13 protein-coding genes are annotated in these 14,826 nt (G+C 60.3%); 1 reads left to right on the top strand and 12 read right to left on the bottom strand.

The annotated features are described in order from the left end of the window. Positions 1-28 precede the first annotated feature (28 nt). On the top strand, positions 29-1,771 hold the full coding sequence (locus KVG95_RS16410; RefSeq protein ID WP_123722010.1) for an ABC transporter substrate-binding protein: 1,743 nt from the start codon (positions 29-31) through the stop codon (positions 1,769-1,771). Positions 1,772-1,885: 114 nt separating this feature from the next. Here KVG95_RS16410 and KVG95_RS16405 read toward each other — a convergent pair whose 3' ends face one another. The 12 genes from KVG95_RS16405 to nuoE form a co-directional block, all read right to left on the bottom strand. Further along, positions 1,886-2,200, bottom strand: coding sequence for a helix-turn-helix domain-containing protein (locus KVG95_RS16405; protein ID WP_217857158.1), 315 nt, complete (start codon positions 2,198-2,200; stop codon positions 1,886-1,888). Beyond that, the gene (locus KVG95_RS16400) at positions 2,190-2,540 is read right to left on the bottom strand and encodes a type II toxin-antitoxin system RelE/ParE family toxin (protein ID WP_038983665.1); all 351 of its coding nucleotides are present in this window, start codon (positions 2,538-2,540) and stop codon (positions 2,190-2,192) included. The genes KVG95_RS16405 and KVG95_RS16400 overlap by 11 nt, the downstream gene beginning before the upstream one ends. Positions 2,541-2,843: 303 nt before the next feature. Beyond that, a complete protein-coding gene (gene nuoN, locus KVG95_RS16395; protein ID WP_008014910.1) occupies positions 2,844-4,307 on the bottom strand; it encodes an NADH-quinone oxidoreductase subunit NuoN in 1,464 nt (487 codons plus the stop codon). A 7-nt stretch (positions 4,308-4,314) separates the two neighbouring features. Next, complete coding sequence (gene nuoM / locus KVG95_RS16390) at positions 4,315-5,847, bottom strand: NADH-quinone oxidoreductase subunit M (protein ID WP_217857157.1); 1,533 nt, start codon at positions 5,845-5,847, stop codon at positions 4,315-4,317. A 39-nt stretch (positions 5,848-5,886) separates the two neighbouring features. Beyond that, entirely contained in the window at positions 5,887-7,740 is a 1,854-nt protein-coding gene (gene nuoL, locus KVG95_RS16385) for an NADH-quinone oxidoreductase subunit L (RefSeq protein WP_217857156.1), read from the bottom strand. After that, a complete protein-coding gene (gene nuoK, locus KVG95_RS16380) occupies positions 7,737-8,045 on the bottom strand; it encodes an NADH-quinone oxidoreductase subunit NuoK (RefSeq protein WP_007946416.1) in 309 nt (102 codons plus the stop codon). The genes nuoL and nuoK overlap by 4 nt, the downstream gene beginning before the upstream one ends. A gap of 2 nt (positions 8,046-8,047) precedes the next feature. Continuing rightward, positions 8,048-8,551, bottom strand: a complete 504-nt coding sequence (gene nuoJ, locus KVG95_RS16375; protein WP_007905076.1) for an NADH-quinone oxidoreductase subunit J — start codon at positions 8,549-8,551, stop codon at positions 8,048-8,050. Between the two features lie 9 nt (positions 8,552-8,560). Beyond that, positions 8,561-9,106 (bottom strand): NADH-quinone oxidoreductase subunit NuoI, encoded by a 546-nt coding sequence (nuoI, locus tag KVG95_RS16370; protein WP_200889382.1) that lies wholly within the window; start codon positions 9,104-9,106, stop codon positions 8,561-8,563. A 12-nt stretch (positions 9,107-9,118) separates the two neighbouring features. Next, entirely contained in the window at positions 9,119-10,126 is a 1,008-nt protein-coding gene (gene nuoH, locus KVG95_RS16365) for an NADH-quinone oxidoreductase subunit NuoH (RefSeq protein WP_007905066.1), read from the bottom strand. Next, positions 10,123-12,837, bottom strand: a complete 2,715-nt coding sequence (nuoG, locus tag KVG95_RS16360; RefSeq protein ID WP_217857155.1) for an NADH-quinone oxidoreductase subunit NuoG — start codon at positions 12,835-12,837, stop codon at positions 10,123-10,125. Before nuoG ends, nuoH begins: the two co-directional genes overlap by 4 nt. 137 nt (positions 12,838-12,974) lie before the next feature. Further along, on the bottom strand, positions 12,975-14,330 hold the full coding sequence (gene nuoF, locus KVG95_RS16355) for an NADH-quinone oxidoreductase subunit NuoF (protein WP_217857154.1): 1,356 nt from the start codon (positions 14,328-14,330) through the stop codon (positions 12,975-12,977). Further along, complete coding sequence (gene nuoE / locus KVG95_RS16350; protein ID WP_007940871.1) at positions 14,327-14,824, bottom strand: NADH-quinone oxidoreductase subunit NuoE; 498 nt, start codon at positions 14,822-14,824, stop codon at positions 14,327-14,329. Before nuoE ends, nuoF begins: the two co-directional genes overlap by 4 nt. Positions 14,825-14,826: the final 2 nt, after the last annotated feature.

Raw genomic sequence — 14,826 nt, 5'->3', positions numbered from 1 at the left:
TGCTCCGAAACCTAAACAGGAGGTCTCTATGTTCGACAAAAACAATAAGCTGCGACATAGCGTTTCATTGGCAGCCATGCTGGCACTCAGCGGGTTGAGCGCTGCGGCCTGGGCCGATGCCTATGAAGACGCCGCCAAGAAATGGATTGGCAGCGAGTTCAAACCATCCACCCTGACCGAAGCCCAGCAGCTCGAAGAGCTGAAGTGGTTTATCAAAGCGTCCGAGCCGTTTCGCGGGATGAACATCAAGGTGGTTTCGGAAACCATTGCCACCCACGAATATGAATCCAAAGTGCTGGCCAAGGCTTTCACCGAGATCACCGGGATCAAGCTGACCCACGACTTGCTGCAGGAAGGCGATGTGGTGGAAAAGCTGCAGACCCAGATGCAATCGGACAAGAACATCTATGACGGCTGGGTCAACGACTCGGACCTGATCGGTACGCACTTTCGCTACGGCAAGACCGAATCGATCACCGATCTGATGGCCAACGAAGGCAAGGCCTACACCTCGCCGACGCTGGACATCAAAGACTTCATCGGCATCTCGTTCACCACAGCGCCAGACGGCAAAGTCTATCAACTGCCCGACCAGCAGTTCGCCAATCTCTACTGGTTCCGCGCCGACTGGTTCGAACGAGCGGATCTGAAAGCGAAATTCAAAGAAAAATACGGTTATGAACTGGGCGTGCCGGTGAACTGGTCGGCCTATGAAGACATCGCCAAGTTCTTCAGCGAAGACGTCAAGGAAATCGACGGCAAGCGTATCTACGGGCACATGGACTACGGCAAGAAAGACCCGTCGCTGGGTTGGCGTTTCACTGATGCGTGGTTCTCCATGGCTGGCGCTGGCGACAAGGGCATTCCCAACGGCTTGCCGGTGGACGAGTGGGGCATCCGTGTCGAAGACTGCCATCCGGTTGGTTCCAGCGTAACCCGCGGTGGCGATACCAACGGCCCGGCGGCGGTGTATGCGACCACCAAATACGTCGACTGGATGAAAAAATACGCGCCACCGGAAGCGGCGGGCATGACCTTCTCCGAATCCGGGCCGGTGCCGTCCCAGGGCAACATCGCCCAGCAGATCTTCTGGTACACCGCGTTTACCGCCGACATGACCAAACCAGGCTTGCCGGTGATGAACGCCGACGGCACGCCGAAGTGGCGCATGGCACCGTCGCCGAAAGGTCCGTACTGGGAGGAGGGCATGAAACTCGGTTATCAGGACGCCGGTTCCTGGACCTTCCTCAAGTCCACGCCTGAAAAGCAAAAACTCGCGGCCTGGCTGTACGCGCAGTTCGTGACGTCGAAAACCGTATCCCTGAAGAAAACCATCGTTGGTCTGACCCCGATTCGCGAGTCGGACATCAACTCGCAAGCCATGACCGACCTGGCGCCGAAACTCGGTGGTCTGGTGGAGTTCTATCGCAGCCCGGCCCGCGTGCAATGGACCCCGACCGGGACCAACGTGCCGGACTATCCTCGTTTGGCGCAACTGTGGTGGAGCCATATCGCGGAAGCGGCCAGTGGCGAGAAAACGCCACAACAGGCACTGGACGGTCTGGCCAAGGATCAGGATGCGATCATGACCCGCCTGGAACGCTCCAAGGTACAACCGACCTGCGGGCCGAAAATGAATCCTGAGCGGGATGCGCAGTACTGGTTCGATCAGCCGGGTGCGCCGAAAGCGAAACTGGCGAACGAGAAGCCTAAAGGCGAAACCGTGAGCTATGCCGAACTGCTGAAATCGTGGGAGGCGGCGCGTAAGTAATCGTCTGTAATGTGAAACGCGAACGGCACCGTAAGGTGCCGTTTTTGTTTGTGCCTGTTCCACCGCCATCGCGAGCAGGCTCGCGAAGGCGTCATTGAAAACGCCGCAAACACTTCAGGTCAGCGCCGCCAGTTGTTGAACCGTCTCCGGAAAGCGCTCAACCAGCCGGATCAATGTTGTCGCCTGAGCATTAGGTTTCGCCCGTCCTTGCTCCCAGTTCTCCAGCGTCCGGGTGTTGGTGCGCAAGTACATCGCGAATACCGAACGGGAAAGGTTGAGCTGTTGGCGTATGGCTACCACTTCCTCGGCAGTGATTGGCACCAGTTTTGGCAGTTTGACCTTGTGGGTTCGCAGCGTGACCTTGCCTTGGCGCTCGTCGGCCAAGGCTTCAAGGCCTTCCATCAGTTCGGCAAAAATGTCACGTTTCATGGTGGGATCTCGTGTTGATTTCGCTATCTAGAGTTTGTCTGAAAAGTTTCTTCTGGGAGGGCGACAAGTCGTCTTGCTCGTTTTTGCTATATACGGTGAACAGCCAGAATTGATCAAAACCCGACCACCAGTAATAAATCACCCTTAGTCCACTGCGCTTGCCTTTGCCTCGTCGCTGGTCGGAGAAACGGACCTTTCGCAACCCGCCCATACCTTCCACCAGGTCGCCAGTTTCCGGGTTTTTCAGCAGCTCCAGTTGAAAGCTGCGAAACAGTTCGTCGTCCAGGTAGTCATTTCTGTGCTTTTGAAATACGGGTAATTCGATAAAAAGAGCGTCCATGTTCTGTACGTTACCTGCGTATATTTCTATCACAAGAATCGAATAGGTCAAGGCTTCTGTTCCTGCCCAATTCGGTCAAGTCATTACGTTAAAGTCGACGGCAGGATTGGGATGTAGGACGCGGCTGATTCACCCGCGAGGCGATTCTGGATATCGGGGAGGAGAGGGGCGATAAGGTTCAAAAGCGTACGCAATACCCTGTAGGAGTCGCCGAAGGCTGCGATCTTTTGATCTTGTCCCCAAAACGCAAAAACGGCACCCGAAGGTGCCGTTTTTGTTTGTTACCGAGTATCGCTTAAGCGATCAACCCGCCAACCCCGATTGCTGAACCAGGTTCAGCAGCGGCTGTGGATACAGGCCGAGGAAGAACGCCAGTACGGCAATCGCCAGCAGCATCACGCCACCTGCACGCTGTTCCCAGTGCAGTTGAGCATCGTGGCGACGCAGGTTCGGTTCCATCAGGTACAGGGTGACCATCACGCGCAGGTAGTAGAAGACGCCAATGGCGCTGCCCAGTACCAGGGAGCCGACCAGCCACCATTGGTGCGATTCGACACCGGTAGCGATGATGTAGAACTTGCCGATGAAGCCCGCGGTCAGCGGGATACCGGCCAGGGACAGCATCATCACGGTCAGGACGGCGGTCAGGTACGGACGGCGCCAGAACAGGCCGCGGTATTCGTACAGGGCGTCCGCGTCACGGCCGTTGTACGGCGAGGACATTAGGGTGATCACGCCGAACGCGCCGAGGCTGGTGATCACGTAGGTGACCAGGTACACGCCGATGGCTTCCACGGCCAGGCCTTTGCTCGCCACCAGGGCGATCAGCAGGTAGCCGAAGTGGGCGATGGACGAGTAACCCAGCAGACGCTTGAGGTTGCTTTGGGTCAGTGCCAGCAGGTTACCGAACAGGATCGACGCGATGGCGATGATGGTCAGCACGTCGCTCAGCACACCGCTGCTCGCCGCTGGCGAGATCTGGAACAGACGCACCATCACTGCGAACACAGCGACTTTCGACGCGGTAGCCAGGAACGCTGCCACCGGTGCCGGAGCACCTTCGTAAACGTCCGGGGTCCAGAGGTGAAACGGTACCAGCGACAACTTGAACGCCAGGCCGATCAGCATCATGCCCAGGCCCAGTTGAGCCAGAGAGCTTGGCAGACCGGTGGCCGCCAGGGCCTGACCGATGCCGTTGAAGCTCAGGCTGCCAGCGTCGGCGTAGAGCAGGGCCATACCGAACAACAGGAACGCGGAACCGGCGGCCGACAGCACCATGTACTTGATACCGGCTTCCAGCGAACGTTTGTTGAAGAAGGCATACGCCACCAGACCGTAAACCGGTACCGAGAGCAGTTCCAGACCGACGAACAACCCGGCCAGGTGCTGCGCGCTGACCAAGACCAGGCCGCCGGCGGCGGCCATCAGGATCAGCAGGTAAAGTTCTTCACGGTTGCCCGGGTAACCCGAACCGCCATCGCCGAGGTAGGCGTGGGCGAGGGTGACACAAGCGAGGGTGGCGACCAGGATCAGCGCCATGTACAAGCAAGCGAAGGTGTCGATCTGCAGCAGTGGAGTCACGGCCAGCGGCGCGACTTTCAGGGCTGGCAGGATCGACAGCAGAGCCAGGTTCAGACCTGCCACCGACAGCAGGAAGGTCTGTGAGTGGTTGCGGCGCCATGCGATAGCCAGCATCACCACGATGATCGTGGCGCTGGTGATCAACAACGGCGCAAGCGCGATAAAGTGTTGAGTCGTGAATTCCATAGCGCTCTTACCGGGCCGAAGCGAGTTGAGTGAAGGCGGTGCCGAGCCACTGCTGCACGCCATGCATCGTCGCGGCAGAGGTATCGAGGAACGGTTGCGGGTACACGCCGATGTAGATCAGCAGTGCCGCAAGTCCAACCACCATGATCAGTTCGCGACCGTCCATGCCATGCAACACCGCGTCCGATTTCGACGGGCCGAAGAAGGCACGGTGGACCATGATCAGTGAGTAGACCGAACCGAACACCAGGCCGGACGTCGCAATCACAGTGATCCATGGGGCGCTGGCGAAGGTGCCGATCAGAATCAGGAACTCACCGACAAAGTTACCAGTCGCCGGCAAGCCCAGAGACGCGGCGGCGAAGAACAGGCTGAGAGCCGGCAGGTAGGCAATCTTCGACCACAGGCCACCCATCTCACGCATATCGCGGGTGTGGGTACGCTCGTACAGCTGACCGGAGAGGATAAAGAGTGCCGCGGCCGACAGACCGTGCGCCAGCATCTGCATCACTGCGCCCTGCAGCGCCAGTTGGCTGCCGGAGTAGATGCCGATCAGCACGAAGCCCATGTGGGAAACGGACGAGAAGGCGATCAGACGCTTGATGTCGGTTTGCGCAAAGGCCAGGAACGCACCGTAGAAAATCCCGATCAGACCCAGGGTCATCGCGAACGGCGCGAACTCGGCCGAGGCATTCGGGAACAGTGGCAGGGCGAAACGCAGCAGGCCATACGCAGCAGTCTTCAACAAGATACCGGCCAGGTCCACGGAACCCGCGGTCGGTGCCTGGGCGTGAGCGTCAGGCAACCAGGAGTGGAACGGCACTACTGGCAGCTTGACCGCGAAGGCGATGAAGAAGCCGAGCATCAGGATGTACTCGGTGGTCATCGACATCTTGGTCTTCAACAGGTCGGCGTAGTTGAAGGTAATCACGCCGGTGTCGTTGAAGTTGACCAGTACCAGACCCAGGATCGCCACCAACATGATCAGGCCGGAAGCCTGAGTGAAGATGAAGAACTTGGTCGCCGCGTAGATCCGGGTTTTCTTGCCGTCCGAAGAACTGTGACCCCAGAGCGCGATGAGGAAGTACATCGGCACCAGCATCATTTCCCAGAAGAAGAAGAACATGAACAGGTCGAGGGCGAGGAACACGCCGACGACACCGCCCAGGATCCACATCAGGTTCAGGTGGAAGAAGCCCACGTGACGCTGGATCTCTTTCCACGAGCAGAGTACCGAGAGGACACCCAGCAAGCCGGTCAGCAGGATCATCAACAGCGACAGGCCGTCGAGGGCCAGGTGCACGTTGATGCCGAAACGCTGGATCCAGACGTGTTTGAACTCAATCACCCAGGTCGGATCGGCGCCAGGCGCCGGAGCAAATGAATAGTCACCGTTGGCCCACAGCCAGAGGCCGAGGGAGAGCAGCAGGGACATGGTAATCAGCGCAATCCAGCGGGGGAGGGTAGCGCCGAAGCGCTCACCCATCCAGCACAGCAGGCCGCCGATGAAGGGGATCAGGATTAGCCAAGGCAGAATCATGACGGGCTCGTTTCCTTTCGCAAGTTCGCAAGGTTCATATCAGACCGCTACCAGCACGACGGCGCCGATTACCAGCACGGCACCAGCAGCCATCGAGGCGGCATACCAACGCAATTGACCGGTCTCGGTGCGGCTCAGGGCGGTGTGACCGCCTTTGGCCATACGCGGGATCAGACCGATAGTCTGGTCGAGCGGGTCTTTGCGCAGTACATGGCTGATCGCAAGGTAAGGCTTGACGAACAGTTTGTCGTAGATCCAGTCGAAGCCCCAGGCAGCGAACCACCAGGCCGAAAGGAAGCGGCCGACGCCGCTGTTGGCGACGGCGGTAACGAAGCGACGCTTGCCGAGGAACAGCAGCGCGGCCAGCAGGATACCGGCCAGGGCGATGGCGCCCGAGGCGATTTCCAGACTGTGCTTGGCTTCGCCGCCGGCATGGCCGACGCTTTCCGGCAGCACACCGTGCAGCGGCGGAACGATCATCGCGCCGACGAACGTCGACAGTACGATCAGTACCGACAGTGGCAGCCAGTGAGCAATGCCGTGACCGGCATGCGCTTCGGTCTTCGCTTCACCGTGGAACGCGATGAAGATCAGGCGGAAGGTGTACAGCGAGGTCATGAAGGCACCGACCAGACCTGCATAAAGCAGACCCTGGTTACCGCTGGCGAACGCTTCCCAGAGGATTTCATCCTTGGAGTAGAAGCCCGCGGTCACCAGAGGCAAGGCCGCCAGGGCCGCGCCACCGACGATGAAGCTGGCGTAGGCCAGTGGCAGTTTCTTCCACAGGCCGCCCATCTTGAAGATGTTCTGCTCGTGGTGGCAGGCAACGATCACCGCACCGGACGCAAGGAACAACAGCGCCTTGAAGAAGGCGTGGGTCATCAGGTGGAAGATCGCGCCGTCCCACGCACCTACGCCCAGGGCCAGGAACATGTAGCCGATCTGGCTCATGGTCGAGTAGGCGAGGATACGTTTGATGTCGGTCTGAACCAATGCGGCAAAACCTGCCAGCACCAGCGTCACGCCACCGACAACACCCACCAGGTGCAGGATATCCGGCGCCAGGGCGAACAGACCGTGGGTACGGGCGATCAGGTAGACACCGGCGGTCACCATGGTCGCGGCGTGGATCAGTGCCGAAACCGGAGTAGGGCCGGCCATCGCATCCGCCAGCCAGGTTTGCAGCGGCAGTTGCGCGGATTTACCGACAGCGCCGCCCAGCAGCATCAGGGTCGCCAGAACGATCCAGAAGTCGCCGGCCTTGAAGTGCTCAGGCGCCTTGACCAGCAGTTCCTGAATGTTCAGCGTGCCCAACTGTTGGAACAGGATGAACAGGCCGATGGCCATGAACACGTCGCCGACGCGGGTCACGATGAAGGCTTTGAGTGCCGCGTTACCGTTGTTGCGGTTGCTGTAGTAAAAACCGATCAACAGGTACGAGCACAGGCCCACGCCTTCCCAGCCGAAGTACACGAACAGCAGGTTATCGGCCAGGACCAGGAACAGCATGCTGGCGATAAACAGGTTGGTGTAGGCGAAGAAGCGCGAGTAACCGGCTTCACCGCGCATGTACCAGGACGCGAACAGGTGGATCAGGAAGCCGACGCCGACCACCACACCGAGCATGGTCAGGGACAGACCATCCAGGTACAGCGCGAAGTTAGGCGTGAAGCCTTCTACCGCCATCCACTGCCACAACACGTGGGAGTAGTGACCGCCTTCAGGGGGCGCAACGTTGAACTGCCAGATGATGTAAGCAGTGACGATTGCCGACAGGCCAATGGAGCCGACGCCGATCAGCGCCGAAAGGTTTTCCGACCAGCGACCGCGTGAGAACGCCAGCAGCAGGAAACCTATGAGAGGGAATACGAAAGTCAGATAGAGAAGGTTCATCCGCGCATCTCGCTGGCAGCGTCGATATCGAGAGTGTGGAAGCGGCGATACAGCTGCAACAGAATCGCCAGGCCAATACTGGCCTCGGCGGCTGCCAGGCTGATCACCAGAATGAACATGATCTGTCCATCCGGCTGCGCCCAGCGGCTACCGGCAACGATGAACGCCAACGCGGAGGCATTCATCATGACCTCCAGGCTCATCAGCACGAAAAGAATGTTGCGCCGGACCATCAGGCCGACCAGACCGAGGCAGAACAGGATGCCGGCAACCGCCAGACCATGCTCCATAGGGATAGCAGGCATCGTCATTGCTCCTTGGCTTCGTTGCGGCCCAAGTGGAACGCCGTGACGGCTGCGGCGAGCAGCAGCATCGAGGCGAGTTCGACCACCAGCAGGTAAGGACCGAACAGGCTGATGCCCACGGCCTTCGCGTCTACGGTGGTGTGGCCGATGGCCTGACCGCTGGCATCGCTGAACAACACGTACAGCAGTTCAACCAGCAGCAGGGTGCCGAGGGCGACCGGGCCGAGCCAGATGCCGGGCTTGAGCCAGACGCGCTCTTGCTGAACCGAGGCGGGGCCCAGGTTCAGCATCATCACCACGAACACGAACAGCACCATGATGGCGCCAGCGTAGGCGATCACTTCCAGTACACCGGCAAACGGTGCGCCGAGGGCGAAGAACGTCATGGCCACGGCGATCAGCGAAATGATCAGGTAGAGCAGGGCGTGCACGGGGTTGGTGTTGGTGATCACGCGAAGCGTGGACACAACAGCGATACCCGATGCGAAATAGAAAGCGAATTCCATCTTTCTTCCTTAAGGCAGCAAGCTCTTCACGTTGATCGGTTCGGCTTCATTCTGCGCGGAGCCTTTTGGCTTACCGGCAATCGCCATACCTGCAACACGATAGAAGTTGTAATCAGGGTTTTTGCCGGGGCCGGAGATCAACAGATCTTCTTTCTCGTACACCAGGTCCTGACGTTTGAACTCGGCCATCTCGAAATCCGGTGTCAGCTGGATCGCGGTGGTCGGGCAGGCTTCCTCGCAGAGGCCGCAGAAAATGCAGCGCGAGAAGTTGATACGGAAAAACTCCGGGTACCAGCGACCGTCGTCGGTTTCAGCTTTCTGCAGCGAGATGCAACCGACCGGGCACGCCACGGCGCACAGGTTGCAGGCTACACAACGCTCTTCGCCGTCGGGGTCGCGGGTCAGCACGATACGTCCACGGAAGCGCGGCGGCAGGTACACGGCTTCTTCCGGGTACTGCAGCGTGTCGCGCTTGCGGAAGGCGTGGCCGAAGATCATCACCAGGCTGCGAAGCTGGGTGAAGAAGCCATGCACGATGTCAAAAATGTACTTCATGATTCTCTATCCTCACTGAGCCGCGACGGCGGGCGTGTTGAGCAACACGACCGCAGCGGTCACCAGCATGTTGACGAGGGTCAGCGGCAGGCAGAACTTCCAGCTGAAATCCATCACTTGGTCATACCGTGGGCGCGGAATCGAGGCGCGCAGCAGGATGAAGAACATGATGAAGAACGCGGTTTTCAGAGCGAACCAGATGAACGGGATCTGCGGCAGAATGCCGAACGGACCGTGCCAGCCACCGAAGAACAACGTCACCAGCAGCGCCGAAATCAGCACGATGCCGATGTACTCACCGACGAAGAACATGCCCCATTTCATGCCGGCATATTCAATGTGGTAACCGTCGGCCAGTTCCTGCTCCGCTTCCGGCTGGTCGAACGGGTGACGGTGAGTCACGGCGACGCCAGCGATGAAGAAGGTCAGGAAACCGAAGATCTGCGGAATGACGAACCACAGGTTCTGCGCCTGGTATTCAACGATGTCGCGCATGTTGAACGAGCCGACCTGGATCACGATGCCCATCAGCGACAGGCCCATGAACACTTCGTACGACACGGTTTGCGCCGAGGCCCGCAAGCTGCCCAACAGGGCGAACTTGTTGTTACTCGACCAGCCGGCGAACAGCACCGCGTAGACCGACAGACCGGCCATGGCGAAGAAGAACAGGATGCCGATGTTGATGTCCGCCACGCCCCAGGTCGGGGTGATCGGGATGATCGCGAAGGCAATCAGCAAGGCGCTCATGGCCACGACCGGTGCCAACGTGAAGATCACTTTGTCGGCGAACGGCGGGGTCCAGTCTTCCTTGAAGAACATCTTGATCATGTCGGCGGCGATCTGGAACGCGCCGAACGGGCCGACGCGGTTCGGACCGTAACGGTCCTGCCAGAGGGCGAGCAGACGACGCTCGACCCAGCTCAGCAGCGCGCCGCACACCACAACGGCGAGCAGAATCACGATGGCCTTGAGGACCGCGATGATTACGTCGATCACTTCAGGAGTGAACAAGGTCATAGCGCTGCCTCCTGCAGACCGTCAACGGATTTGCCAAAAATCGCAGGTGGAATGCCAGCGATACCGGCCGGCAATGCGACCAGACCGGCACCCAGCTCTTCGTTGATGCGCAGCGGCAGACGCAGGGTCTGGCCGGCCACGTTCAGGCTCAGCAGGGCACCGTCATTGACACCCAGACGATCGGCTTCGGACTTGGCCAGCGACAGGTAAGCAGCTGGAATGCGTTCTTGAACCGGCGCGGCTTTGGAAGAGTTCTCTTCGCTGCCGAACAGGTGGAAGAACGGCACGACCTGCCAGGTGCCCGGAGCCGGGTTGAACGCGCGCGGAACACTGGCGAACCAGTTCAGCGAATCACCGGTGCTTTCGATCAGGCGAGTGCCCGGGTCGCCAGCGCGGATGTGACCACCGACTTCGTCCTGGAACTTGTTCCAGGCTTGCGGCGAGTTCCAGCCCGGAGACCAGGCGAATGGTACTTGCTGACGCGGTTCGACCGAGCCCGAGTAACCTTCCATGGAGAACGAGAACGCGGTGTCGTTGTCCTGGGAAGTACGCGGTTCGTGCACGCTGATGTCGGCGCGCATGGCAGTCCGGCCGCTGTAACGCAGTGGTTCGCGAGCCAGTTTCAAGCCTTTGATGCGGAACGCAGCGGACGGTGCGGCATCGACGATGCGCGCCAGTTGCGGTTTGCTCGCAGCAACGGCAGCGGTGACGTGGTCCAGTTGGGTCCAGTCAATCGGCTGGTTCAGCAGGGTCGAACGCAGGGCATGCAGCCAGCGCCAGCCTTCGTGAACCAGAATGCTTGCGTCGAGGTAAGTCGGGTCGAAGACCTGGAAGAAACGCTGGGCGCGGCCTTCCTGGCTGACCAGCGTACCGTCGCCTTCAGCGAAGCTGGCGGCTGGCAGAACCAGGTGCGCGCGATCGCTGGTGGCGGTCTTCTGATGGTCCGCCACGATCACCACTTTTGCGGCGTTCAGGGCAGCATCGACCTTGGCTTTGTCGGTACGGGTGTACAGATCGTTTTCCAGCACGACGATGGCGTCCGCCTTGCCGTCGATCACCGCTTGCAGGGCTGCGTCGACCGAGTCACCACCGAGCATGGCCAGGCCGAGGCTGTTGGCCTCTGGCACGATCAGGCTGATGGAGCCGTTCTTCTCGCGCAGCTTCAGGGCCTTGGCGATGTTCGCCGCGGCTTCGATCAGCGCCTTGGAACCCAGCGAGGTGCCGGCAATGATCAATGGACGCTTGGCAGCGAGCAGGGCGTTGGCGATGCGCTGAGCCAGTTCGAGGGCTTCAGCGTCCAGGCCTTCAACGGCCGGCGCGCTGGCATCGAGGGCGTGAGCCACGGCGAAACCGATGCGGGCCAGGTCGTCGGGAGCTGCGTGAACGCATTCTTCAGCCACGTCGTCGAGCTTGGTTTCAGCCAGGCTGGCGATGAACAGCGGGTTCAGCGCGTTCTGACCGATGTTCTTCACCGCGGCATCGAGCCATGGCTGAACACGCATGGCGTCGGCCATGTCTTCGGCCTTGCCCTTGACCGATTGGCGCAGGGCCAGGGCCATGCGCGCAGCAGTCTGGGTCAGGTCTTCGCCGAGGACGAAAATCGCATCGTGATCTTCGATGTCGCGCATGTTCGGGATCGGCAGCGGGCTGTCTTTGAGCACCTGCACAACCAGACGAATGCGTTCCAGCTCAGCGGCTTCGATACCGGAGTAGAAGTGCTCGGCACCGACCAGTTCAAGCAACGCGTAGTTGCTTTCGAGGCTGGCGCGCGGCGAACCGATACCGACGATATTGCGACCGCGCAGCAGGTCAGCGGCTTTATCCAGCGCTTCGTCGAGGCCCAGCTTGGCGCCGTTGGCCAGCAATGGCTGACGCGGGCGGTCTTCGCGGTTGACATAGCCATAGCCGAAACGGCCACGGTCGCACAGGAAGTACTGGTTCACCGAACCGTTGAAACGGTTTTCGATGCGACGCAGTTCGCCGTAACGCTCGCCCGGGGAAATGTTGCAGCCGCTGGAGCAGCCATGGCAGATGCTCGGCGAGAACTGCATGTCCCACTTGCGGTTGTAGCGCTCGGAGTGAGTCTTGTCGGTGAACACACCGGTCGGGCAGACCTCGGTGAGGTTGCCGGAGAACTCGCTTTCGAGGGTGCCGTCTTCAACGCGACCGAAGTACACGTTGTCGTGGGCGCCGAACACACCGAGGTCGGTACCGCCAGCGTAGTCCTTATAGAAGCGCACGCAGCGATAGCAAGCGATGCAGCGGTTCATTTCGTGGGAAATGAACGGGCCCAGTTGCTGGTTCTGGTGAGTACGCTTGGTGAAGCGATAGCGGCGCTCGTTGTGGCCGGTCATCACGGTCATGTCTTGCAGGTGGCAGTGACCGCCTTCCTCACAGACCGGGCAGTCGTGAGGGTGGTTGGTCATCAACCATTCAACGACGCTGGCGCGAAACACTTTCGCTTCTTCGTCGTCGATGGAGATCCAGCTGCCGTCGGTGGCGGGGGTCATGCAGGACATGACGATCCGACCACGCTTGTCGTTCTCGTCGGTGTACTGCTTGACCGCGCACTGGCGGCAAGCGCCAACGCTGCCAAGGGCTGGGTGCCAGCAGAAATAAGGGATATCGAGGCCTAGCGACAGACACGCCTGTAACAGGTTGTCTGCCCCATCGACTTCGAGCTCTTTGCCGTCTACGTGGATAGTGGCCATGGTTCAAAGTTCTTCGTTGGCCCGGTGTCAGCGGGCGTGGCTAATGGAATCTTGTTATTCGCGTGAATCAACACAGCCGTTTTCGGCGTCATCACACGAGAAGACGAAGGGCACGGACCCTTCGCCTTTTTAAGCGTTTACGCGCCGACTACGATCGGCTTTGCCAGAGGCGGGACGACGGCACTGGTGGGAGCGATGCCGGCTTCGAACTCTGGACGGAAGTATTTGATGGCGCTGCCCAACGGCTCCACGGCACCCGGTGCGTGTGCACAGAAGGTCTTGCCCGGGCCGAGGAAACCGACCAGACCCAGCAGGGTCTCGATATCGCCGGCTTGCCCTTCACCGTTCTCGATCGCCCGCAGCAGCTTGACGCTCCACGGCAGACCGTCACGGCACGGGGTGCAGAAGCCACAGGATTCGCGGGAGAAGAACTCTTCCATGTTGCGAAGCAAGGACACCATGTTGACGCTGTCGTCCACCGCCATGGCCAGGCCGGTACCCATACGGGTGCCCACTTTGGCGATGCCGCCGGCATACATTTGTGCGTCCAGGTGTTCCGGCAACAGGAAACCGGTACCGGCGCCGCCTGGCTGCCAGCACTTGAGCTTGTAACCGTCGCGCATGCCGCCGGCGTACTCTTCGAACAGCTCGCGACCGGTGACGCCGAACGGCAATTCCCACAGGCCAGGGTTCTTGACCTTGCCGGAGAAGCCCATGAGCTTGGTGCCCATGTCTTCGCTGCCTTCGCGGGCCAGCGATTTGTACCAGTCCACGCCGTCGGCAATGATCGCCGGCACGTTGCACAGGGTTTCAACGTTGTTCACGCAAGTCGGCTTGCCCCACACGCCCACGGCGGCAGGGAAGGGCGGCTTGGAGCGCGGGTTGGCGCGGCGGCCTTCGAGGGAGTTGATCAGTGCGGTTTCTTCACCGCAGATGTAACGCCCGGCGCCGGTATGGACAAACAGCTCGAAATCGAAGCCGCTGCCCAGGATGTTTTTACCCAGCAGGCCTGCTGCCTTGGCTTCTTCCACGGCACGGTTCAGGTGCTTGGCGGCGGTGGTGTACTCGCCACGCAGGAAGATGTAGCCACGGTAGGTTTTCAGCGCGCGAGCACTGATCAGCATGCCTTCGATCAGCAGATGGGGCAGTTGCTCCATCAGCATGCGGTCTTTCCAGGTGTTCGGCTCCATCTCATCCGCGTTGCACAGCAGGTAGCGGATGTTGATGGATTCGTCCTTGGGCATCAGGCCCCACTTCACGCCCGTGGGGAAGCCTGCACCGCCGCGGCCCTTGAGGCCGGAGTCTTTCACGGTCTGGACGATGTCGTCCTGGGCCATGTCGGCGAAGGCCTTGCGCGCAGCGGCGTAACCGTTCTTGGCCTGGTATTCGTCGAGCCATACGGCTTCGCCGTCGTCACGCAGACGCCAGGTGAGCGGGTGAGTCTCGGCCGAACGCTTGATGCGGTTGGCTGGACCGAAGGAAGTCAGGGTCATACGTAGCCCTCGAGCAATTTGGCAACGCCGGCAGGCTGTACATCACCGAACGTGTCGTCGTCGATCATCAGCGCCGGCGCCTTGTCACAGTTGCCGAGGCAGCAGACCGGCAGCAGGGTGAAACGACCGTCGGCGGTGGTCTGACCCAGGCCGATGCCCAGCTTGCTCTGGATTTCGCTGACTACCGACTCGTGGCCGCCGATGTAGCAGACCATGCTGTCGCAGACGCGAATGATGTGACGGCCCACGGGCTGACGGAAGATCTGGCTGTAGAACGTCGCCACCCCTTCAACGTCGCTGGCCGGGATGCCGAGGATCTCGCCGATGGCGTAGAGCGCGCCGTCAGGCACCCAGCCACGTTCCTTCTGGACGATCTTCAGGGCTTCGATCGACGCCGCGCGCGGGTCTTCGTAGTGATGCAGCTCATGCTCGATGGCCGAGCGCTCGGTTTCGCTCAGGGCGAAACGGTCTGTCTGGATAAGCGGGCTGTTCATGC

Source organism: Pseudomonas farris (genome assembly GCF_019145235.1).
GTDB classification, from domain to species: domain Bacteria; phylum Pseudomonadota; class Gammaproteobacteria; order Pseudomonadales; family Pseudomonadaceae; genus Aquipseudomonas; species Aquipseudomonas farris.
This window is presented reverse-complemented; position numbering and strand designations above follow the sequence as displayed.